Origin of the sequence: Maricaulis sp., from assembly GCF_017643475.1 — a bacterium.
GTDB lineage: Bacteria > Pseudomonadota > Alphaproteobacteria > Caulobacterales > Maricaulaceae > Maricaulis.
Genome location: NZ_JAEPNI010000001.1, coordinates 907,431 through 928,077, shown reverse-complemented (window position 1 = coordinate 928,077; position 20,647 = coordinate 907,431). Strand labels below are relative to the sequence as shown.

The window sequence follows — 20,647 nt, the reverse complement described above, 5'->3', positions numbered from 1 at the left end:
TATATAGGGTCCAGTCGAATCGGCGTCTGTCCGGGCGCCCAACCCCGTTCGTTTGAGGAAATATCATGTCTGAGACGCGCCACTCGCGCCTGGTCATCATCGGATCCGGCGCTGCAGGTTATACGGCAGCCATCTATGCTGCGCGCGCCATGCTCGAACCCGTCCTGATCTCCGGCCTACAGCCGGGTGGTCAGCTGACCATCACCACCGATGTCGAGAACTATCCCGGCTTTGCCGACGTCATCCAGGGCCCCTGGCTGATGGAACAGATGCGTGACCAGGCCGAAAAGGTCGGCACCGAGATGGTCAATGACCTCGTGGTCAAGGCGGACCTGTCCCAGCGGCCCTTCACCCTGACCTTGGACAGCGGCGCGGTCTTCACGGCCGACTCGGTCGTCATCGCCACCGGTGCCCAGGCCAAATGGCTGGGCCTGGAGAGCGAGCAGACCTTTGCCACCGGCGGCGTCTCTGCCTGCGCGACCTGTGACGGCTTTTTCTATCGCGAAAAGGAAGTCTTCGTGGTCGGTGGCGGCAATACCGCTGTCGAGGAAGCGCTCTACCTGGCCAATATCGCCTCGAAGGTCACGCTGGTGCATCGCCGCGACAGCCTGCGCGCCGAGAAAGTCATGCAGGATCGCCTGCTGAAGAACCCCAAGGTCGAAGTGATCTGGGACAGTGTCGTCGAGGAAATCACCGGCGATACCGACCCCTTCCCGGCGGTTACGGGTGTGCGTCTGAAGAATATCAAGACGGGCGAAGTCTCCGAACACAACACGCACGGTGTCTTCATTGCCATCGGCCACGCGCCGGCGACCGAGCTGTTTGTGGGCCAGCTGGAAACCAAGGATGGCGGCTATCTCGTCACCGAGCCCGGCACACCCAAGACTTCCATTCCCGGTGTCTATGCCGCCGGCGACGTCACCGACGACACCTATCGCCAGGCCGTCACGGCTGCGGGCATGGGCTGCCAGGCCGCGCTTGATGCGGAACGTTACCTCGCCTCGCTCGAGGACTAGGTTTTCCGGGCTGGCAGCCGCGCGTTTGGCAGCCGGCCCGCAAACACCCTATATGTGAGTCCATGCTCACCCAGCCGTCCAATACCAAAGAAAAACTCATGCGCGCCGCGATGGATATTGTGGCAGCCGACGGTTTTGGTGCGGCGACCACGGCGGCCATTGCCGACCGCTCTGGCATGGCGGAAGGTACGCTTTACCGTCATTTCAAGAGCAAGGACGAGCTGATGATCGCGGCCTATCGCCAGCTCAAGGCGGACGTGTTCGAACGCGTTTCCGCCGAGACCGGTGACAGTGCCAGTATCAGGGACCGCGCCCGCGCCATGTGGCTGGGCATGTGGAATACCTATTGCCACGACCTGCCCGCCTTCACCTTCGGCCAGCGTTTCGGTGAAAGTGCCCTGTCCAGCCAGGAAGGCGGCACCGTCCATGAACGCATCATGGATCACCTGTGCGCCATCATCAAAGACGGCCAGGTCTCCGGAGAAATCCGCGATCTTCCGCGTGATGTTCTTGTCGCCTTCTTTTTCCCGCCCATGATGGCGATGCTCAAACAGCTCAACCAGGGCAAGACCTGGTCGCAAGCCGAAATCGACGCAGCGATCGGTGCCGCCTGGCAAGCCTGGGCGGTGCCGGGGCAAACCTAGCCACGCGCAGTCCCAGCTCCTCGCCTCCCTCTCGCGACGCTCACAACCTAGTGATAGGTAGGCATCTTGTGCGTTATACTGGGGCTCACCATCTGCCCCTCGAACCACAATCGCAGGGAGCCCATCCATGACCCGGGAATACGACATCATCATCATCGGCGGCGGCAATGCAGGTTTCGGCGCCTCGGCACCGCTGGCAGAAGCCGGCAAGCGTATCGCCTTTATCGAAGAGCTGGACTTTGGCGGCACCTGCCCCAATCGCGGCTGTACACCCAAAAAGGTCCTGGTCGCGGCAGCTACTTCGCTCGACACCATCGCCAAGGCTTCAGCTCACGGCATTTCGGTTGGCGATGTGAAGCTGGACTGGAAAGCACTGATCGAGCGCAAGAATGACATGATCAGCTTCATTCCGGGCGCCATGGGGGATCTCGCGGCCAAGCGCGGCGTTGTCTATCGCGGCCACGCCAGATTCACCGGCCGCAATTCGGTCCGTGTCGGCGACACCGAGCTGACGGCTGAACACATCATCATCGCGACCGGATCGAAAACCCGTCCCCTGCCGATCCCGGGTGCGGAACTCCTGATGACCTCCGATGACGTTCTGTCAGACACACACCAGCCGGAAAGCGTTGTCTTCATCGGCGGTGGTGTGATTGCGCTGGAGTTCAGCCATGTCTATGCCCGCGCCGGCACCCAAGTCACCATCCTGGAACTCGCTCCGCAGCTTCTGCCGCGGCTGGACGCGGACGCCGTCGCCATGTTGCAGGCCGAGACCGAGCGCCTGGGTGTGGAGGTTCACACCGGTGTGGGTGTCAATGAGGTCCGCCGTGCAGATGACGGTCTGGAAGTCGTATTTGAAAAGGATGGCGAAACCATCGTGCTGGCTGCGGAACGGGTCATCAATGGTGCCGGCCGCATGGCCAATGTCGATACGCTGGATCTGGACAAGGCCGGCATCACGCATGACGGCATCCGCATCGAAATCCACCCGCACCTGCAATCCACCAGCAATCCGGCGATCTGGGTGGCAGGTGATGCGCTGGTCCACACGGCCCAGCTTTCCCCCTTCGCGACCCATGAGGGTCAGATCGTGGCGCGCAACATCCTGACCGGCAGCACCGAGGCTCCGGACTATTTCGCGGTCCCGAATTCCGTCTACACCGTACCGAGTTTCGCCAGTGTCGGCCTCACCGAGACCCAGGCGCAGGAAAGCATCGGCAATCTGCGCGTTGCCGTGAATGACATGACCGGCTGGCTCTCCGGCAAGTCCTATGCGGAAAGCCTGGCCTGGTCGAAAATCCTCATCGATGAGGACAGCGACCAGATTGTCGGTGCCCACCTACTCGGTCACCACGCGGACGACATCATCCACATCCTGTCCTTTGCCATGAAACACAGGGTGAGTGTCAGCGAGATCAAGTCAACAATCTTCGCCTATCCGAGCTTCTCCTCGGATATCAAGAACCTGCTCTAGGAAGAACAGCGCGGGGCCGTCAGGCCTCGCGTGCCTGTTTGTAGATCGGCTTGGCCCAGCGACGATGGACCCAGAACCATTGTTCCGGGGCCTTGCGCACCTCTGCCTCGACCCACTGATTGATGCGCGCGACAGTCTCGACAATGGCCTCGGCCTTGTCGGGATTGTCGGACAGTTCGATCGGGTCATGGACCTCGACCTGGAAGTTCGCGCCGCCTGTGCGGCGAACCGAGATCGGTGTCAGCGGTGCATTGTAGCGCATGGCCAGACGTGTCGGCCCCGGTGCCGTCATCGAGGGATACCCGAAAAACGGTGCTTCCACGCCGTCATTCATCTTCTGATCGTTCATCAGCGCGACGGACTCACCCCGCTTCAGCGCATTCATCAGCGCCTTGGCACCATCGCCGCCCTTGGCGGTCAGCGTCTTGACGCCGTAATCCTTGCGCGTCGCGGCTATGCGCTCATCGATCAGCGGATTATTGGCGGCGCGATAAGTGATGTGGCAGGGCAGTCCGGTCTGGCTGATCGCCGCGGCCGCGATCTCCCAGTTGGAGTGGTGCATGGAGATGATGACCAGCGGGCGGCCTTCATCCCGTGCCTTTTCCAGCTTCTCGCGGCCGATGAACTCGACACGCTCGTCAAACTCTGGTCCGGCGAACACGCCCAGATGCGGCATTTCTCCGCCCAGACGCCCAAAATTATCCCACATACCGCGCAGCAGGCGGTCGATTTCCATCGGCTCGGCATCGGGGAAACAGCGCTGCATGTTCACACGTGCCACCTTGTGAACAGAGGTCATCGGTCCGATACGCTGCAACAGCGCGCCCGCCGCATCCGACGCCCTGTCGATGCCCTTGACCTTGTACCAGGCCAGATAGGCGTCCCAGGCCATCGCCTGCAGGCGCCAGCTGATACGCGTCATCACGGATGGCTGAGGGATAACTTCGCTCATGAACAGGATTTAGCGGGCCGACGGCCTGGCGTCCACAATGTCGAGCAATAACGCATCCAGCGCGGCCGGATTGGCGAAACGCGCCTCCACCGGCCAGGCCCGTATGTCCTTGCGCGCATCAGGTGGCAGGCGCACCCAGTCCTTCTCGGTGGTGATCAGCTGCGCCTCATGGCTGGCGGCGTGTTCGCGCAGATAGGCCAGGTCCCGCTGCGAATAGGGGTGATGGTCCGGGAAATCGAGCCCGTCCGTCAGCTCTGCCCCGGCTGCTTCCAGGGCATCGAAGAATTTCTGCGGGCGACCGATACCGGCAAAGGCCAGCAATCGCCCCTTTGGCGGCGCTTCGCGGGGCTCCAGCCAGGCTTGCAGAACCGGGATTTCCAGATCGCTCAACTGCAGGCGTTCATAATTGGGCACAGCGTCCTGATCCGGGGTCATCACGATGACCGCATCCGCGCGCGCCAGCCCCACCGGAACGGGCTCCCGCAACGGGCCTGCCGGAAAAACAAGATTGCCCCCCCAGCCGGCCACACTGTCGATGACGACGATGGAAAGTGTCTTTTTCAGGCTGGGATTCTGATGACCATCATCCATGACGATGACATCAATTCCGGCTTCCACTGCGGCGTGTGCGCCTTCCACCCGGTCGCGAGAGATCCAGACGCGCGCATCACGGGCCAGAAGGCGCGGCTCGTCACCAACCTGGGCTGCCGTGTGGTCGTCAAGCACCTCAAGCGGACCGGCCTCGGAACCACCATAGCCCCGGCTCAGCGCGCACGGATTGCAGTCGAGCTCCTCCAGGCGGCGCAGAATACTCTGGGTCACCGGCGTCTTGCCCGTTCCGCCAAGGGTGATGTTGCCGACGCAGATAACCGGAGCGCCCGGATCGACGGGTTCCGTCCGGCGGATCCGGCGTGCAACCGCCCAGGCGTAGATCCGTCCCAGCGGCGACAACAGCGCCCGTGTCAGGGCACCGGACCCGCGTCCGCCATCGGTTCTCCAGAATGCCGGCTCCCTCACGCCTCGGCCTCCTCGTCAAGCAGACCCAGCAGGGCCGATACCGTCTGGGCAAGCGCACCACCAGACAGCTGGCGCACTGCTGTCATGCCCTGCTCTGCGGTTGGGCTATGATGCTCCCAGATGCTCTCGACCGCTTCTGAAAGCGTCAATGCATCATCCACAAAGGTCACCGCGTTTTCAGTACGGTAGGCGTCGAAAACGTCCTGGAAACTGGCCACATGCTCTCCGGAGACCACGGCCGACCCGAGCTGGCTGGCCTCGATCGGGTTATGACCACCAATTCCGCGGATCAGGCTGCCGCCAATAAACGAGGCCGGCGCGCTGGAATACCACAGCGCCATCTCTCCCAGCGTATCTGCCAGCCAGACATCACAGGATGTGTCCGGGGTTTCATCCCGGGAGCGCCGCGCCCATTTGTGATCATGACGCGTCATCAGCTTCTCGATCTCCTCGGCCCGTTCCGGATGGCGCGGGGCCAGGATCAGCAGGCTGTTGGGATGTCGCGCCTTGAGCAAGGCATTGGCGGCCAGGGCGATACCATCCTCACCGGAATGGGTAGATGCGGCGAGCCAGATCGGACGGCCCGCAAGCGCAACACGCACCCGCGAAAGCTCATGCGGATCGGGCGGCATGGGTTTGGCTTCCAGCTTGATATTGCCGACAAGGTCGAGTGGTTCTCTCCCCAGTAGGTCAGAGAGCCCGGCACGCGTGCGCTCATCCGCCGGCCCGATCCAGGAGAAACAGCCCAACAGATAACGCGCACTCTCGCGACGGCGACGCCAGCTCCTGAGCGATTTCTCATTCATCCGCGCATTGACCAGCGCCAACGGGATGTCGCGCTGGCGGATGGCGGAGATCAGGTTCGGCCAGAGCTCGGATTCAGCGAATACCACCAGGTCCGGCGACCAGTGGTCAAGAAAACCCGCGACAGCCGATGGCGTATCGAGCGGGACAAACTGATGGACAGCGGTCGATGGCAAGCGGTCTGCCATCATGTTGGCCGAGGTGACCGTGCCAGTGGTAACAACAAAACGCAGATCCGGACGCTGACCGCACAGCTCGTCCACCAGGCTGGCCAGGACCAAGCTCTCGCCCACGCTCGCCCCGTGCAGCCAGATCAGAGGGCCTTCCGGTCGTCGCTCGACCGGCTTCCCCAGCCGTTCATGCAGGCGCGAAGCATCTTCCTTGCCCGCCCTGACCCGTCGCTTGAGCACCAATTCGGAGAACGGTGTCAGGGCCCGCATCAACAGCCGATACCAGCGGAGCGAGGCGGGAAGGCTCATGCAGGGATCTCGTCCGGCCGGTTGGTCGAACGCCTTTGCTCGTCCGGTCGCACGATCTCGCCGCCGGCCGCCTCGTCCGCTTCCAGCGACAGGCGGTTCATCTGCTCTTCCATCTCCGCACGGGCTGCTTCCAAGTCTTCCTGGGTCGCATCCCTGGCCACATAGATCGGGTCACCCCAGACAATCACACCCTTGGTGAAAAAACTTGGCAGGTAATGTTTGTCCCAGGACTTGTGGATGATGGTCTTGCGACGGCTGGACCAGGTGAAGGGCACAATCGGCGCGCCGGTGTCCCGGGCCAGCCGCACCGGGCCATAGCTTGCTCGCATGCGCGGGCCGCGCGGCCCGTCCGGCGTGACCGCACCGCTTCCACCGTTTTCAATATGGCGCAGAACCTCGCGGTAGGCCTTGCTGCCCCCCTTGTCGGATCCCGGCTTGTTCGGATTGTGCGAGGAGCCGCGTGCCAGCTTGACGCCGTAATACTTCACCAGGCGTGCCCCAAATTCCGCGTCGCGGGACCGCGAGGCGACCGCCATCATGCGCGAATAATTCCGATGCCAGCCTTCCAGCGCCATCAGGATGCGACCATGCCAGATCACACCAATAATCGGGATATTCTCGGCATGCACCTTGTCGATGAACTCGGCATTGCGCACTTCCCAGCGGATAGAGCGGCGAACGGTTTCAATATAGAGGAAGACAAGAAAGGCGATGACTTCTTGCATCCAGGCCTGAGCCAGCAAACGTTTCAACATGATGTACCTTGCTCGCTCCCAATCGCGCGAAGGTCAAGAGTAGCGCGCGGTTGCATGCGCGTCTTCATCAGCCTAAATCCGGCAGAGGGAGAATGGAACCATCATGAGCTACGACCTGAGCAACCCGGAAGACCGCAAACGCGCCTGGAGTGATTATCTCTGGAAGGATCACGGCATCCTGCGCCAGCGCTTTCACAATATGCACGAGGTCGGTGGCGGCATGTGGCGCGGCAACCAGCCCTCGCCCGAACGCCTGGAATGGCTCAAGGAACAGGGTTTCAAGACCATTCTCAATATCCGCGGAACTCAGCCGGGCGTAAGCTATTATGATCTGGAGAAGGAAGCCTGCGAAAAGCTCGGCCTGGAAATGATCGACATGCCGTTCGGCTCTCGCGAGGCGCCCTATCTTGATCGCATGCAACGCGCGAAGAAGATTTTCGAATCGATTGCGTATCCCGCCTTCCTTCACTGCAAGTCAGGCGCGGACCGGGCCGGGTTGATGTCGGTTCTCTTCCGGCTGATTCATCTTAAAATGCCCTATGATGAGGCGATCACTCATCTCTCCCTTAAGTATCTGCACGTTAAGGCCGGGAAGACCGGGGTGCTCGACCACTTCTTCGAGACATACCGGCTGTACAACGAATCGAATCCGATCGAATTCTGGGACTGGGTCGAGAATGTCTACGACCGAGATGCAGTGCAGTCCGAATTCATGGCGAGCTGGTGGGGTAACCTACTGACAGAGCGTATTCTTCGTCGCGAATGACGCCCCGCTGATTCTTTATAACCTACTGAATCATCAGATATGACGCCACCTTTCCACAGGCATCCGTCACATTAACACCTGTTAACCACGTTGGCGTCTTCCCCTGACCCGACGTGCGGGACTGGGAGACGGGCAATGCATGATCTGGCTATCAAGGGTGAAAGAACAAGCGGACGGCTGGAGCGGCTGAACTTTGTTCTCTCACGAGAGAGCTGTCAGGGATTTCTGCAAGCCTTTGTCAGACACACGGCCGAGCTGTTCGACGCGGACAGGATCTATGTCGGACGCACCGATGTCGCCCACCGCTACATCCGCACCCTCCACGTGATGACGAACAAGAAGCCGGCCGGGAACTTCTGCTACCCCATCGTTGGCACCCCCTGCGAGGAAGTTCTGCGTGTTGGTGCGGCGATCCATGATGACCAGGTCACAGCCCTGTTTCCCAAAGACATCATCCTGGAACAGATGGGTATCCGCGGCTATGTCGCGATGCCGCTCTTCCAGGGCGCACAATCGATCGGCATCATCGTCGCCCAATTCAAGCGCGCGATCGATCATGCGGCCGAATTGCTGGCAGTCTTCAATCATTACAAGCGTCGCTTGACCGGCGACATCCTGACCATCGAGTCCGGCGAACGCGCCGCGCTCGCCATGAAGGGAACGTCGGACGGGATTATCGACTGGTGCCTGGAAACGGATCAGGTCTATCTCTCGGCGCGGGCACGTGAACTCCTGGGCTATCAGTCCCGCGAATTCACCGCCGGCTCCGACGCGTTCAAGACTCTCCTCCATCGCGACGACCGCAACCGTTTCCAGGCTGCCCAGCAACGCCATTTCGACACAGGCGGCCCGTTCGACATGACGGCGCGCATGAAAGTTGTCGGCGGCACCTATCGCTGGTTCCGCCTGCGTGGCGAAGCCGTGCGAACGCCCGATGGCGATCCAAGCCGTTTTGTCGGCGCGATGACCGATATCCATGACCTCGTGGAAGCCCGCCAGCAAGCGACCGAAGCCAGCCGCGCCAAATCGAAATTCCTGGCCACGATGAGCCACGAGATCCGCACACCCATGAACGGTGTGCTGGGCATGTCCAGCCTGCTCGCCAGCACAGAACTGTCCGAATCCCAGGGCGAGATGGTCGACCTCATTCACCGCTCCGGTGAGACCCTGCTGGATATACTCAACGATATTCTGGACCTGGCCAATATCGAGAATGGCCGGTTCGAGGTCGAGGACGCGACCTATAATCCGTCTGAACTGGTGCAAAGCGTCACCGGTCCTTATCGCATGAAGGCCAGTGAGAAAGGCCTCAACATGCATGTCGAGATCGACCCCTGCGCGGACCGTGAGGCCATTGGCGATCCAGCGCGCATACGACAGATCCTGTCCAATCTCCTCTCCAATGCCGTCAAATTCACCGAACGCGGCGAGATCCGGGTGAAATGCCTGACCTCCCAGATGGAAACCGGCGAGCACAAGATCATGCTGGAAGTTGCCGACACCGGCATCGGAATGGATGGCGATCTGGTCAATCGCATCTTCATGCCCTTCAGCCAGGCGGAATCCGAGCTGGCGCGCAAGAATGGCGGCACCGGACTGGGCCTGGCCATTGCCAAGAAACTGGCTGAGCTGATGGGCGGGGATATCTCGGTGGAAAGTGCGCCGGGCGCCGGTTCGGTGTTCTCGGTGGAACTGCCCGAGGGTCGCAACACGGATATCCTGACGACCGCAGCCGAGTAACTACTCGTCCTGCTGCCCGAACTGCATCTGGCTCAGGCGGGCATAGACCCCGCCCTTGTCGACCAGGGCGTCGTGCTGACCCTGTTCACAGACCTCGCCATCCTGCATCACATAGATCCAGTCCGCATTGCGAACGGTCGAGAGACGGTGCGCGATGACAATCGTGGTGCGCCCCTCGGATAGACGATCCAGCGCGTTCTGAACGCGTTTCTCGGACTGTGTGTCCAGTGCGCTGGTAGCCTCATCCAGCAAGAGGATGGGCGCGTCCTTGAGAATGGCCCGGGCAATCGAGATGCGCTGTCGCTGGCCACCGGACAGATTGCCACCACGCGGACCAACCGGGCTGGCATAACCCTCCGGCAGCTCCATGATGAAGTCATGGGCGTCAGCAGCCCTGGCCGCGGCCTCGATCTCCTCATCACTCGCATCCAGACGGCCAAACGCAATATTGGCCCGTACGCTGTCATCGAACAGGGTCACATCCTGGCTGACCAGGGCCATGGCACGGCGCAGGCTGGCAAGCGATACCGCGCGAATGTCCTGACCATCAATCTGCAACAGCCCGGTCGAGACGTCATAGAGCCGCGGGATGAGATTGATGATGGTGGATTTGCCTGAACCCGATGCGCCAACCAAGGCAATGGTCTGGCCAGGTTTGGCCTTGAGCGACACCTCCCGCAATGCAGTCGTGCCATCGGGATAGTTGAAGCTGACGGCCTCCAGCGACACACCGCCCTGGCTGACCCTTAGTGCCGGAGCTTGCAGCGCCGGCTTGATGGTGTCAGGCTCGTCGAGCACGGCGAAAATCCGTTCGAGAACCGCGAAGCCTTCCTGCACGACCGCGTTCAACGTGCCGATGGCGCGGATCGCCGGAGACATCACACCCAGTGCCGTCAGGATGCCCATCAGATTGCCGATGGACGTCGCACCATCAATCAGGCGCCAACCGGCAAAACCGACCAGCCCTGCCAGGGCCAGACCGCCAACGACTTCCAGGATGGGATCAACACGGGCGCGGTTCTCGGTAATGCGGAAGAGGAATTTGAGGCGTTCCAGGAACGACATGCGAGCCCTATCGGTCTCGTAGTCTTCCAGGCCATAGGTCTTGACCATGCGCGCGCCGGAAAAACTCTCTTCAAGCTGGCTGGTAACAGCGCCCATCTGCGACTGGGCATCAGCAGACGTCTTGCGCAGTTTCTGGCCTATGTGAACGACCGGGTAGAAGGCGATCGGATAGACCACCAGGATCATCGCCGTCAGCATCCAGTCCAGATAGATCATCCAGGCAATCGCCGCGAAAACAGTCAGGACATCACGCGCAAGATTGTTTGCCAGGCGCACAAGGGTCTCACGGAGCAACGTGATGTCATTGGTAAAACGTGAGACCAGCGCGCCAACCGGCTCGGACGTCAGTCTCGCAAAATCGGCATGCATGAAACGCGCGAACATCGCATTCTGCATGTCCTGCATCACGGTTAGCGCAATGCGGTTGGTCAGGACGGTTTGGCCATACAGGCTGAGCGCCCGGATCGTGGTCAGCACGACAATGACCAGAGGCGCCGAGGGAAAGAAGGACGGGTCACGCTGTTCAAGCAGATCAAACGTCCAGGCAATCAAACCGGCGTAACTCGCAGCGGCCAGCGCAGTGACCACGGCAAGAACCAGCGCTCCGACAAGAAGCGCTGGCCTGGTTGTCACCCAGTCCTGCCAGAGACGTTTCCCCAGCTGCCAGGTGGAAGTGCGAGCCGTGTCACTCAAGGTGTCAGACTATTTGCCGGTCTGCGGTTCGAGCAGCTTGTGCGCGTGGATGATGAAATAGCGCATGTGGGCATTGTCGACCGTACGCTGGGCTGCACCTTTCCAGGCGGCTCGTGCTTCTTCATACGTGCCGAAAGCACCGACAAAATCGACTTCTTCCAGATCCTTGAACTCGCAATTGTCCGGGGTCACACACGCCAGCTCGCCACCGATGACGAGGTGAAGCAGCTGTTGGTTCAATTCATTGTCTTTTTTCATCTCAGCCCTCTTGGGATTGAAGCTTAGAGCCCGCCGACGGACATTGCGTCGACCAGCACACTGGGAGAATTGATGGAACCGCGGAATTCCAGGTCACTCGCCGGAACAAGCCGCGCAAAGATTTCGGTCAGATTACCGGCCACGGTGATCTCGCTCACCGGATAGGTCATGACGCCGTTCTCGATGCGATAACCGGAGACACCGACAGACCAGTCGCCGGTATTGGAATTGAGTGAGGGACCGAACATCTCCATCACGACAATACCGTCGGAAATACCACCGATCAGCGCGTCCCGGCTCTTGGCACCGGCTTCCAGATGCAGGTTGGTTGGTCCGGCGCCCGGTGGACCACCCATGCTGCGCCGCGCGTGTCCGGTCGGCGCCAGCTCGAGCTGGCGCGCAGCAGCGGAATTGAGGAACCAGGTTGTCAGACGACCATCATCGATGATGCGACTGGCGCGGTTGACCGTGCCCTCGCCATCAAAGGGGGCAGAGCCATGACCCCAGTCGCGGTGCGGCTCGTCATGAATGGTGATACCGTCAGCGAAGACCTGTTCACCCATTTTCTCGCGCAGGAAGGAAACGCCGCGCGCCACTGCCGGCCCGGAAATGGCACCACACAGGGCGCTGAGGAAGGTCGAGGCAACACGCCGATCAAACACGACCGGCAGGCTGCCACTGTCGATCTTGCGCGGACCGACACGCCGGGCCGTGCGTTCGCCGGCCTCGGAGCCGATCTCGCGGGTCGCGCGCAGATCTGCCGGGCGCCGGGCGCTGGTCGCGGAATAGTCGCGCTCCATGGCCCCGTCTTTTTCAGCGATGACACTGGCGCCGTAGGAAAAGACGCTCTTGCGCCAACCCTGGTTGAAACCTGTTGAGGTGGCATAGGCTGCCGCCCCCTGACCAAAGCTGGCAAAGGCACTGTCGGTCATGGAAACGCCGTCAACGGCTCGCGCAGCGGTCTCGACCTCTATGGCGCGGGCCTCCAGATCCTGCGGCGACCAGACGGTATTGTCGAACAGCTGGATTTCCGGCGGGTTGTCACACAGGCGCTCCGCTTCCGCGAGGGCCGAGAAGGGATCCTCCGGCGCCACACGAGCCATGGAGACAGCACGCTCGAGGGACTGGCTCCGGCCATCCGATGACAGGTCGGAGAAGGCAACACCGGCCTGCTGCTTGCCAATAAAGACGCGCACGCCGGCATCCAGGCTTTCCGATCCCTCGATATCCTCGAGATTGCCGTCGCGCACGGACAGTTCGGTATTGCGGGATTCGCTGACCGAGGCCTCGGCAGCATCGGCACCGGCCTTCATCGCCCGCTCGATCAGATCGGCAGCGATATCCTGGAGGCGTTGTTTGTCAGGTGAAGTCATCGATTTTGTCATGCCTCGGCTATAGCCCTCTGCCCGTGCCTACTGCAATGCCGGAATGAAGGGCGTCAGCACCAGGAGGACGGCCATGCCCAGCAGGCTCAGCCAGGTGATCAAGGTGCCATAAAAACGCCCGAAGGAGCGTCCGGGACGGCTGAGCAGTCCGTGGGCGTGGGCCAGTCGTCCAAAGGTCAGGGCTACACCAAAACCGTGCAAGACCAGCGCCGAAGCTCCGGTCAGTGCCAGAAGCGTCAGCGCGAGCAGGCCCGGCACAGCATTTTCAAGACAGTTCGCCTGAGCCCGGACTGCCTGTTCAAGATCGGCATCAGTTCCGATACCCAGGCTGATAGAGGTGCGACGGCGATGCCGTACAACATTCGCAGCCAGGAAAATCATCAGGAGAAGGTTCAGGCCGGCATAAAGGCCGACTGCCTGGATCTCGGTCATTGGGATACTTCCTCTTCCTCAACAGGATTTTTCAGGGCTTCACGAATGGCATCGGCCAACGCAGCAGGTTCCTGCGCACCGGAGACCGCGAACTGGCCGTTAAAAATATAGGTGGGGACGCCGGAGACACCGAGCTTGCGGTAGAACATTTCCTCGTCCCAGACCGCCTTCTCGTCACGATCGGAGGACAGGAGATCCTCGATGATCGGGCGTTCCAGGCCCGTCGCCTCGGCACAGGCAGCCAGCACGGCGGGATCGCCTATATCCTCGGTGCGCCTGAAGAAGGCCTCGAACAATTCCTCGGCCATGGCCTCGGCCTTGCCCTGGCCGGAAGCCCAGCGCATCAGGCGATGGGCGTTGAGCGTGTTCGGACGGGTCTTGATATCGTCAAAGCGGAACTCGATCCCGGCATCCGGCGCGGCAGCTTCCAGATACTCGCGCATCTGCTTCCAGCGCTCGGCATGCTCACCGGAGAATTTCGCCTTCATGTAATCGCGATAGGGGCGCCCCTCGCGGGCGATGGTCGGATCCAGCTGATAGGGACGCCAGGTCGTTTCAACCTTGATGTCGGGCACCTGTTTCAGGGCCGCATCCCAGTTTCTCTTGCCCAGCCAGCACCAGGGGCAGACAAAATCAGCGACAATGTCGACGGAGACGGTTTTGCTCATGCCCGTCAGTTAGGATGTTTCGGAGAAAAATGCGAGGACTGTTACAGGTTTGCCGGACGGCCCCGGGTGGGGCGATCATCCCCTCCTGTGGACTACACGCCAATGGAGACTACGAAGGGGGATGATGCCCACCGGCCACCCGGACCGGATGCGATCAGACGGTTATGTCGAGAAGTGTGTCCGTCATCTCGCTGGTAACTCGAACCATGGCTGTGGCAGCACCGTGTGCGGCCTCGGCCTTCTTTACGGCGATGCTCGCCTGAATAACGTCTTCGCCCTGGGCCGCTTTCTCGACCACATTCCTCGCCGCAGCGCTGAACTGGGCCTCGGCGGCTGACATGCCGGAAACGGCGGTATTGAAGGCGATGCTCATGACAATAAGTAAGCCACCGCTCCCGCTGCAATGCGAGCGGGAAGTGCGCAAAGGGTTAAGGGATACTTAGCAAGTTCATTTGACCCTTGGGCACGATTCAAGTCTCTTCATGCTCCCGGAGCTATCCACCCTAATCGCGAGGAACCTATGTCGGGCGATACACTGAAAGTCGAATTCGAGTTGAGCGAGAGCGACCTGGCCTTTTTCAAGGAGCGTCTGGACAAGGCTCGCGACAATCGTGCGGATGATGAGCAGATGGTCATCGAGGGCATTGCCGCGATGAAGAAGGAAGCCATCGCTGCCAACCCGCCGAAATTTGTCACCGAGCGCCTGGAAAAGCTCGATCCGCTTGTCGCCATGGTGCGCGACGAGGACTGGAAACTCTCCGGTGAGGACCGCAAGCGTGTGCTCGACGCCCTCGCATATTTTGCAGATCCGGACGACCTGATACCCGATGGCATCCCCGGCATCGGCTATATCGACGACGCGATCATGATCGACCTGGTCAGCGCAGGTCTGGCGCCTGAACTGGATGCCTATGCCGACTTTGTCGCGCACCGCGAGGATCTCGCTGAAGGTGGCGATGAAGAGGACAAGCCGACGCTGGAAGAAGCGCGCAAGGTCATGCAGTCACGCATGCACCGCCGCCGCAAGCGTTCCCGCTCCCTGTCCGGCGGTTTTGGTGGCGGCCCCGGTTTCGCGATCCGCTACTTCTAAGATCTAGACCGCTCTGAGCTGGGGTTGGCGGGTTTTCAGATACTCGCCGACCCCGCGCGCAGCCTGTCGAATACGCTGTTCATTCTCGACCAGCGCCAGGCGCACATACCCTTCCCCATGCTCTCCGAACCCGATGCCCGGCGCCACGGCGACCCCGGCATGCTCCATCAGCGCCTTGGAAAAGGCCAGTGAGCCCATATCCTCGAACCCCTTGGGCAATGGCGCCCAGGCAAACATAGAGGCTTCCGGCGACGGAATATCCCAGCCCACGCGGGCAAAACTCTCCACCAGAACATCGCGGCGGTGTTTGTAGATGGCGCGGGTCTCTTCGACACAATCCTGGGGACCGTCGAGCGCGGCACAGGCAGCCACCTGCACCGGCGTATAGGCACCATAGTCGAGATAGGACTTCACGCGCGCAAGCGCAGCGACCAGCCGTTCCGAACCCGCTGCAAAACCGACCCGGAAACCGGCCATGGAATAGGTCTTGGACATCGAGGTGAACTCGATCGTGCGCTCCCGGGCACCCTCGACCTGCAACATGGACGGGCTCGGCTCGTCACCGAAATAGATCTCTGAATAAGCCAGATCCGACAGGATGAGCAGGTCGTGTTTCTGCGCGAACTCCACCACGTCCTCGTAGAATTCCAGGCTCGCCGTCTGCGCTGTCGGATTGGATGGGTAACAGATCACCACGGCGATCGGTTTGGGTACGGTGTGGTTCACAGCGTGCTCCAGCCCGCGCAGGTATTCCTCCGGGCTCGGCGCCTCGACGTGGCGAATCGTGCCGCCTGCGATCAAAAAGCCGAATGTATGGATGGGATAGGAGGGGCTGGGCGCAAGGATCACGTCACCCGGGGCGGTGATGGCCTGCGCCAGATTGGCGAAGCCTTCCTTGCTGCCCAGCGTGACGATCGTTTCCGTGTCCGGATCGAGTTTCACGCCGAAGCGTCGTTCATAATAGCGCGCATGCGCCTTGCGCAGGCCAGGAATACCGCGCGAGGCGGAGTAGCGATTGGTGCGCGGCGCCTCGGCCGTCTCTTTCAGCTTGTCGAGTATATGCTGCGGCGTCGGCAAATCGGGATTTCCCATGCCGAAATCGATGATATCCGCACCATTTGACCGCAAACTCGCCTTAAGACGATTTACTTCTTCGAAAACATAAGGCGGAAGGCGCTTCGTTCGGTGAAATTCCATCGATAAATCTCTGCAAACAGGAATATTTTCCATCAAACGCCTCCTTATCCACGAAGGCAAGAGCCTAGTGGCAGGATCGGGCCGTAAATAGGCATGTTGATGCAGAGATTGTGGCCATACAAAAATGCCTCCGGGAGTGCGGATCCCGGAGGCATTATGTGGCCGGCCTGGTGCGAAGGGGACAACCGGCCAGGTCGGGATTATTCGCAACCCTCGAAATGAGCCGTAAGAAGAGCCGCCCACTCGGCTTCGCCACCATCGCTGATATCGAGCAAACGCAGGCGGAAGTCTGTATATCCAGGATGATTGGGTACCGGCATGACCGCGTCGACCACATGGCCATCTTCCGCATCGAGCCAGAGACGCCCCTCTTCGCCTGTTGACAGTTCAATCTCAAATGCCGACCCGGTCAGGCGGTATTCCAGACTGGTCACACCCAGGTGCTGGGCCTGACCCTCGAATTCAGCACTGACGTCTCCCATCCAGTAGAACGGGTCCGGCGCCGACGGGTCGGCCCAAAGCAGGGCCATTCCGAATTCGAAACCCGCTTGCGGATTATCCAGGTGCGGCGTTGCGACGGTAAAACTGGCAAGGTCGAAATCGAACAACATCCAGTTCGGATATTGGATCTGCGCCTCATTGCGGATCTCCATGTCCGGCAATTGCACCAGCATATCCACCTGCCCCGTTTCCTCGTTCCGCTCGAGAAAGGCAAAATCGAAGTGCTGGGCATTCGGCTGCAGCTGCCCACCGGTGATTACCGGAGCGGTGAGTGTGTCCAGATCCAGCGTCGCGGTGACGAGAGCCGCACGGCGACACAGCCCGTTTTCCTTGTACACCGCAACCTCGGTCGCACTACGACGGAAAATGGTGATGCGCTCATCCAGCGTGCCATCAGTGTTGGAGCGCTCGTAGTAATAGATCCGGCCAATGCGGTCATCACTGGCGTCGTAGGTCCAGGGATTCTCAGCCTGGGCGCAGGCGGTCAGACAGGCGGCACCGGTTGCGGCGCCCAGCAGGATGTTCTTGAGGGACATGTCAGTCTCCGTTGATGGTATTGAAGGCGGCGTCGAGCACGGCGTCGGAGCCGGTGGCGTAGTCCGCAAAGGTGTAGGGGATAGCGATATCAGGCGCGCGGAAGCGACGGTCATCGCCCGGAAATGAGGTCTGGTAGTATTCGCTGGCGTGAATGATCGGCAGCATGGAATTCGGCGTCACGAAGATATTCGTCTCGCCATAGTGATTAGGCCGATCCGCTGTCCCCTGGCCGATGAAGATCGCTTGCGTTCGCTACTCCAGCGACGAGACCAGCATAACGGCAGCAGAATGGGTGGAACGACTGGTCAGCACCATCAACCGGCCGTCGCGATTCAGGATCTCGCTTTCAGCCAGGGCATCGATAAAGCCGTCATTGCGCGAACCATCGCCACCAAGACAGCGACGAAGGTCAATAATCAGGGCGGGAGCATTACGGGCCTCGGCCTGGGCGACAGCCGCCTCGGCGAGCCCTGCAAAACTCTGCCCCTCCCAGTCGCGGATCTCGGTGAACTGGGGATAGGTCGCGTCTTCCAGCTCCGCGATGCGGTAAGCGCCGTCGAAAGCCTCCTGCCAGTACGGCTGGTCAGCGCTGGCCGTGCACCAGCCCTGCTGCCCCATCGGGCCGTCATCCATGGAGAACACCCAGTTGTAGATCGCATCTGCTGGCAGGGCCTCGAGCGAAACCGTGCGGCCGTCGGCCACCTCCAGCTGTACGGTCTCATCGGCCAGTCCCAGCGCCTGTAACACTTCGATCTGCATCAGCCATTCAGCGACAAACTCGCGGGCGAAATTGGTCGCGTCGGCGGGCAAAAGTTCCATCACCCGCGCGATCGCTTCCTCGGCAGCAACATCGCCAAACGCGGTCACGCGTGCACCGAGCATCGCGTTCTGTGTTTCACCGGCCCCAGCGACATAAAGCCCGTCATCGAACAATTCGAAACGCACCGGCAACGAGGAGAACCCTGGTCCCGGCGGCAAGCCATCGAACGGCAACCGGTACATCGGCATCCAGGTATGGCCATCCCCGACCAGCGCGACGACACGGGCAAAACCGGTAACGCGCTCCGCCCGGCTCATTTCCGGCAATTCAGCCCGATAGGCAGCGACCGCGGCTTCGAAATCTTCGCGCGACGTATGAAAATAGGGATTGTCGTGTTCCGCGTGCAGCACTTCCAGGAAGGCGGTCATGTCCGCCTGCCAGGGCGTGTCGTCAGTCTGCGCTGCAGCCGCACCGGCAGTGCTCATTGCGAGCGCCAGCACGCTGGTGGTCAAAAATCGGGACATCGAAACTCCTTCCAGTACCCGGGCCACCGCAAAAATGGATCCCAGTCCAATTTGCGATCTGACCCTTTGATGTACTCAGGTCCAAGTTTGGATGCAGATTTCTGCAGTTACTTTTCGATTCCACGAAAAAGTGTTTGGAAACGCGACTTTAGATCCGAAGACAAATCAGAGACCTGACCACGATTGACCCAGTCATGCGCGGTCACGGTCAGAAGGCCCACCCACATATCGGCCAGGAAATCCACATCCAGCCCGGGATCGATCTCGCCCTCGCGCTGGCCGTGGCGGATGATGTCGGCGAAAAACAATTGCAGCTCATCATCCAGTTCTGCCTCGGTCGCGGCCAGCGGGCCATGCCCCATCGCCAGCGAGGCAACATGGATGATGATGTCCTTGTTGGCGTGCGCACCGCGCCCCATCGCCTCCAGCACAAAAACCAGCCGTGCCCAGGCGCTGTTACCGGTCTGCTGACCGGCCTCGCGCAGGACCTGTCGGGTAAAACGCTCGAACCACTCGCCGAGAAAAGCCAACTTCGCCGGGAAGTGATTGAAGACACTTGCCCGGGCGACGCCCGCCGCCTTGGCGATATCGGTCATGGTGACTTCGTCATAGCCGCGCTCGCGGATCAGCTCGATCGCCGCCGTATAAATACGGTCGCGATTTGCCTTTGCCCTCTGGGACAGGGGACGAGGGGGCGCAAGTTCATCCATGCGCAGATGATCTGGCAGTTTTGGACTGAAGTCCAGATGACTAGCGCAGGCCGGACACGTCCAGTTCGAGCAGGGTCGATGGGTCCGCATAGAACTGGTTGCGCAGTTTCACACGCCAGTCCAGGTGCGGGCCGGTTGAACGCCCTGTCGCACCGATCGCGCCGATCTGCTGGCCCTGCTCCACGAACTGCCCCTCTTCAACAACAACATCGGAGAGGTGCAGGAAGGCTGAGACCAATCCCTGGCCGTGATCGATGAAGATCAGACCACCTTCGTAATACATGTCCGGCTCGGCCAGGGTCACAAGGCCACTGGCCGGTGCAACAACCGGGGTTCCGGTCTCATTGGCCCAGTCGAGCCCCCAGTGAACACCACGCTCGGACCCATCATTATAGATGCGGGCAGAGCCATAAACGCCGGTGGTGATGCCGTCGGCGGGTTGCACGAATCCATCGAGAAAACCCTGACCGTCCCAGGTCGAGTTGAAGGCATCCTGTTTCTGTGCGTATTCACGCTGACGGCGCGGCAGGGTGGACGGGTCCGGCGTCACCGTGGACTGCGGCACACCGTTTACGCGCTGAAGATCGTATTCGCGCTGGGCAATCGTGCGCGGCTCATCGATCAACACAGGATCCTGTGCCTGCGGCCCCGTGAGTTCGACACGGAAGTTCAGCGTCTCGGGAGCCTGGCGCGGCAGGGCGATCACGGCCCAACCATCTGCATCGGCGTCAGCGCTCACATCCCCCAGCGTAACACGGCTCATCGGGCCATAATTGCACAGGAGAAAACCGCCCTCGCGGAATTCGCCGATACAGGCAGACGATAAATCCGAAACGCCAGCGAAACTGTCACCACTCTCCGCGATCAGATCGCCGATCGGATCCGCGTCCTGGGCCAACAGGGCCAGGGAGAGCGCCAGCGCGATCACTGCCCCGGTCCCGCATGCAGTTCGCGCCAGCGGGCAGTGGCAATAATGGAATCCTTGTAGGCTTCCTGCTCGTCCACATTCCAGTAGCGCAATTCACCCAGCGGGATGGTGTCACCGCTCACGGCGCATTTCACGTACGCACCCGGCTTGAGGATGATGAAATCGCTGTCGCCATACTCAAGCACGGCTTCGCCCTGGAACTCGGCATCAAAGGAATTATCGGTCATATCGACTCTCTAACACGGCCCCCGG

23 protein-coding genes are annotated in these 20,647 nt (G+C 60.8%); 6 read left to right on the top strand and 17 right to left on the bottom strand.

Translation table 11 applies throughout. The features are described from left to right. The first annotated feature begins 65 nt into the window (after nt 1-65). The 3 genes from trxB to JJ889_RS04400 all read left to right on the top strand — a co-directional run bounded on the left by trxB (nt 66) and on the right by JJ889_RS04400 (nt 3,134). Nucleotides 66-1,016 (top strand): thioredoxin-disulfide reductase, encoded by a 951-nt coding sequence (gene trxB / locus JJ889_RS04410; RefSeq protein WP_291891822.1) that lies wholly within the window; start codon nt 66-68, stop codon nt 1,014-1,016. 98 nt (nt 1,017-1,114) lie between these two features. After that, nucleotides 1,115-1,660, top strand: coding sequence for a TetR/AcrR family transcriptional regulator (locus JJ889_RS04405; protein ID WP_291891819.1), 546 nt, complete (start codon nt 1,115-1,117; stop codon nt 1,658-1,660). A 127-nt stretch (nt 1,661-1,787) separates the two neighbouring features. After that, entirely contained in the window at nt 1,788-3,134 is a 1,347-nt protein-coding gene (locus JJ889_RS04400; protein WP_291891816.1) for an NAD(P)/FAD-dependent oxidoreductase, read from the top strand. A gap of 19 nt (nt 3,135-3,153) precedes the next feature. Here JJ889_RS04400 and JJ889_RS04395 read toward each other — a convergent pair whose 3' ends face one another. From JJ889_RS04395 to JJ889_RS04380, 4 genes are read right to left on the bottom strand one after another with little or no spacing between them, the layout of a single operon-like run. After that, nucleotides 3,154-4,086, bottom strand: a complete 933-nt coding sequence (locus JJ889_RS04395; protein WP_291891813.1) for a lysophospholipid acyltransferase family protein — start codon at nt 4,084-4,086, stop codon at nt 3,154-3,156. 9 nt (nt 4,087-4,095) lie between these two features. Then, complete coding sequence (gene lpxK / locus JJ889_RS04390) at nt 4,096-5,103, bottom strand: tetraacyldisaccharide 4'-kinase (RefSeq protein ID WP_291891810.1); 1,008 nt, start codon at nt 5,101-5,103, stop codon at nt 4,096-4,098. Beyond that, entirely contained in the window at nt 5,100-6,386 is a 1,287-nt protein-coding gene (locus JJ889_RS04385) for a 3-deoxy-D-manno-octulosonic acid transferase (protein WP_291891806.1), read from the bottom strand. Before JJ889_RS04385 ends, lpxK begins: the two co-directional genes overlap by 4 nt. After that, entirely contained in the window at nt 6,383-7,141 is a 759-nt protein-coding gene (locus tag JJ889_RS04380; protein ID WP_291891803.1) for a lysophospholipid acyltransferase family protein, read from the bottom strand. Before JJ889_RS04380 ends, JJ889_RS04385 begins: the two co-directional genes overlap by 4 nt. A 103-nt stretch (nt 7,142-7,244) precedes the next feature. On the opposite strand from JJ889_RS04380, the gene JJ889_RS04375 reads away from it, so the two are divergent. Both JJ889_RS04375 and JJ889_RS04370 read left to right on the top strand, forming a co-directional pair. Beyond that, nucleotides 7,245-7,907 (top strand): hypothetical protein, encoded by a 663-nt coding sequence (locus tag JJ889_RS04375; protein WP_291891800.1) that lies wholly within the window; start codon nt 7,245-7,247, stop codon nt 7,905-7,907. Nucleotides 7,908-8,042: 135 nt separating this feature from the next. Then, complete coding sequence (locus tag JJ889_RS04370) at nt 8,043-9,647, top strand: hybrid sensor histidine kinase/response regulator (RefSeq protein WP_291891798.1); 1,605 nt, start codon at nt 8,043-8,045, stop codon at nt 9,645-9,647. Here JJ889_RS04370 and JJ889_RS04365 read toward each other — a convergent pair whose 3' ends face one another. The 6 genes from JJ889_RS04365 to JJ889_RS04340 form a co-directional block, all read right to left on the bottom strand. Then, nucleotides 9,648-11,345 (bottom strand): ABC transporter ATP-binding protein, encoded by a 1,698-nt coding sequence (locus JJ889_RS04365; RefSeq protein WP_291891796.1) that lies wholly within the window; start codon nt 11,343-11,345, stop codon nt 9,648-9,650. A gap of 69 nt (nt 11,346-11,414) precedes the next feature. Next, nucleotides 11,415-11,663, bottom strand: coding sequence for a DUF4170 domain-containing protein (locus JJ889_RS04360; RefSeq protein ID WP_291891794.1), 249 nt, complete (start codon nt 11,661-11,663; stop codon nt 11,415-11,417). Nucleotides 11,664-11,686: 23 nt separating this feature from the next. Continuing rightward, nucleotides 11,687-13,036 (bottom strand): TldD/PmbA family protein, encoded by a 1,350-nt coding sequence (locus JJ889_RS04355; protein ID WP_291891792.1) that lies wholly within the window; start codon nt 13,034-13,036, stop codon nt 11,687-11,689. Nucleotides 13,037-13,075: 39 nt separating this feature from the next. Continuing rightward, nucleotides 13,076-13,480 (bottom strand): MAPEG family protein, encoded by a 405-nt coding sequence (locus JJ889_RS04350; protein WP_291891790.1) that lies wholly within the window; start codon nt 13,478-13,480, stop codon nt 13,076-13,078. Continuing rightward, nucleotides 13,477-14,148: a DsbA family oxidoreductase gene (locus tag JJ889_RS04345; protein ID WP_291891788.1), complete on the bottom strand. Its 672-nt coding sequence runs from the start codon at nt 14,146-14,148 to the stop codon at nt 13,477-13,479. The genes JJ889_RS04350 and JJ889_RS04345 overlap by 4 nt, the downstream gene beginning before the upstream one ends. Nucleotides 14,149-14,302: 154 nt before the next feature. Next, nucleotides 14,303-14,521 (bottom strand): hypothetical protein, encoded by a 219-nt coding sequence (locus JJ889_RS04340; protein WP_291891785.1) that lies wholly within the window; start codon nt 14,519-14,521, stop codon nt 14,303-14,305. Nucleotides 14,522-14,668: 147 nt separating this feature from the next. On the opposite strand from JJ889_RS04340, the gene JJ889_RS04335 reads away from it, so the two are divergent. Continuing rightward, nucleotides 14,669-15,238 carry a YkvA family protein gene (locus JJ889_RS04335; protein ID WP_291891783.1) on the top strand — a complete coding sequence of 190 codons (570 nt, stop codon included), beginning with the start codon at nt 14,669-14,671 and terminating at the stop codon, nt 15,236-15,238. A 3-nt stretch (nt 15,239-15,241) separates the two neighbouring features. Here the strand turns inward: JJ889_RS04335 and JJ889_RS04330 are convergent, their stop codons facing one another. The 7 genes from JJ889_RS04330 to JJ889_RS04300 form a co-directional block, all read right to left on the bottom strand. Beyond that, on the bottom strand, nt 15,242-16,435 hold the full coding sequence (locus JJ889_RS04330) for an LL-diaminopimelate aminotransferase (RefSeq protein ID WP_291891781.1): 1,194 nt from the start codon (nt 16,433-16,435) through the stop codon (nt 15,242-15,244). Between the two features lie 200 nt (nt 16,436-16,635). Next, nucleotides 16,636-17,472: a hypothetical protein gene (locus JJ889_RS04325; RefSeq protein WP_291891779.1), complete on the bottom strand. Its 837-nt coding sequence runs from the start codon at nt 17,470-17,472 to the stop codon at nt 16,636-16,638. A 1-nt stretch (nt 17,473) separates the two neighbouring features. Beyond that, nucleotides 17,474-17,653, bottom strand: coding sequence for a hypothetical protein (locus JJ889_RS04320; RefSeq protein WP_291891778.1), 180 nt, complete (start codon nt 17,651-17,653; stop codon nt 17,474-17,476). Nucleotides 17,654-17,725: 72 nt separating this feature from the next. Beyond that, a complete protein-coding gene (locus tag JJ889_RS04315) occupies nt 17,726-18,757 on the bottom strand; it encodes a hypothetical protein (protein WP_291891776.1) in 1,032 nt (343 codons plus the stop codon). Between the two features lie 107 nt (nt 18,758-18,864). Beyond that, the gene (locus JJ889_RS04310) at nt 18,865-19,467 is read right to left on the bottom strand and encodes a TetR/AcrR family transcriptional regulator (RefSeq protein ID WP_291891774.1); all 603 of its coding nucleotides are present in this window, start codon (nt 19,465-19,467) and stop codon (nt 18,865-18,867) included. Nucleotides 19,468-19,507: 40 nt separating this feature from the next. Next, nucleotides 19,508-20,395: a M23 family metallopeptidase gene (locus JJ889_RS04305; RefSeq protein ID WP_291891772.1), complete on the bottom strand. Its 888-nt coding sequence runs from the start codon at nt 20,393-20,395 to the stop codon at nt 19,508-19,510. After that, entirely contained in the window at nt 20,392-20,622 is a 231-nt protein-coding gene (locus tag JJ889_RS04300) for a DUF2093 domain-containing protein (RefSeq protein ID WP_291891770.1), read from the bottom strand. The genes JJ889_RS04305 and JJ889_RS04300 overlap by 4 nt, the downstream gene beginning before the upstream one ends. Between the last annotated feature and the right edge of the window lie 25 nt (nt 20,623-20,647).

Coding starts and splice junctions, on each gene's coding strand:
- trxB (WP_291891822.1), top strand. CDS start 66: ATGTCTGAGACGCGCCACTCGCGCCTGGTCATCATCGGATCCGGCGCT.
- JJ889_RS04405 (WP_291891819.1), top strand. CDS start 1,115: ATGCGCGCCGCGATGGATATTGTGGCAGCCGACGGTTTTGGTGCGGCG.
- JJ889_RS04400 (WP_291891816.1), top strand. CDS start 1,788: ATGACCCGGGAATACGACATCATCATCATCGGCGGCGGCAATGCAGGT.
- JJ889_RS04395 (WP_291891813.1), bottom strand. CDS start 4,086: ATGAGCGAAGTTATCCCTCAGCCATCCGTGATGACGCGTATCAGCTGG.
- JJ889_RS04385 (WP_291891806.1), bottom strand. CDS start 6,386: ATGAGCCTTCCCGCCTCGCTCCGCTGGTATCGGCTGTTGATGCGGGCC.
- JJ889_RS04380 (WP_291891803.1), bottom strand. CDS start 7,141: ATGTTGAAACGTTTGCTGGCTCAGGCCTGGATGCAAGAAGTCATCGCC.
- JJ889_RS04375 (WP_291891800.1), top strand. CDS start 7,245: ATGAGCTACGACCTGAGCAACCCGGAAGACCGCAAACGCGCCTGGAGT.
- JJ889_RS04370 (WP_291891798.1), top strand. CDS start 8,043: ATGCATGATCTGGCTATCAAGGGTGAAAGAACAAGCGGACGGCTGGAG.
- JJ889_RS04360 (WP_291891794.1), bottom strand. CDS start 11,663: ATGAAAAAAGACAATGAATTGAACCAACAGCTGCTTCACCTCGTCATC.
- JJ889_RS04355 (WP_291891792.1), bottom strand. CDS start 13,036: ATGACTTCACCTGACAAACAACGCCTCCAGGATATCGCTGCCGATCTG.
- JJ889_RS04350 (WP_291891790.1), bottom strand. CDS start 13,480: ATGACCGAGATCCAGGCAGTCGGCCTTTATGCCGGCCTGAACCTTCTC.
- JJ889_RS04345 (WP_291891788.1), bottom strand. CDS start 14,148: ATGAGCAAAACCGTCTCCGTCGACATTGTCGCTGATTTTGTCTGCCCC.
- JJ889_RS04340 (WP_291891785.1), bottom strand. CDS start 14,521: ATGAGCATCGCCTTCAATACCGCCGTTTCCGGCATGTCAGCCGCCGAG.
- JJ889_RS04335 (WP_291891783.1), top strand. CDS start 14,669: ATGTCGGGCGATACACTGAAAGTCGAATTCGAGTTGAGCGAGAGCGAC.
- JJ889_RS04330 (WP_291891781.1), bottom strand. CDS start 16,435: ATGGAATTTCACCGAACGAAGCGCCTTCCGCCTTATGTTTTCGAAGAA.
- JJ889_RS04325 (WP_291891779.1), bottom strand. CDS start 17,472: ATGTCCCTCAAGAACATCCTGCTGGGCGCCGCAACCGGTGCCGCCTGT.
- JJ889_RS04315 (WP_291891776.1), bottom strand. CDS start 18,757: ATGTCCCGATTTTTGACCACCAGCGTGCTGGCGCTCGCAATGAGCACT.
- JJ889_RS04310 (WP_291891774.1), bottom strand. CDS start 19,467: ATGGATGAACTTGCGCCCCCTCGTCCCCTGTCCCAGAGGGCAAAGGCA.
- JJ889_RS04300 (WP_291891770.1), bottom strand. CDS start 20,622: ATGACCGATAATTCCTTTGATGCCGAGTTCCAGGGCGAAGCCGTGCTT.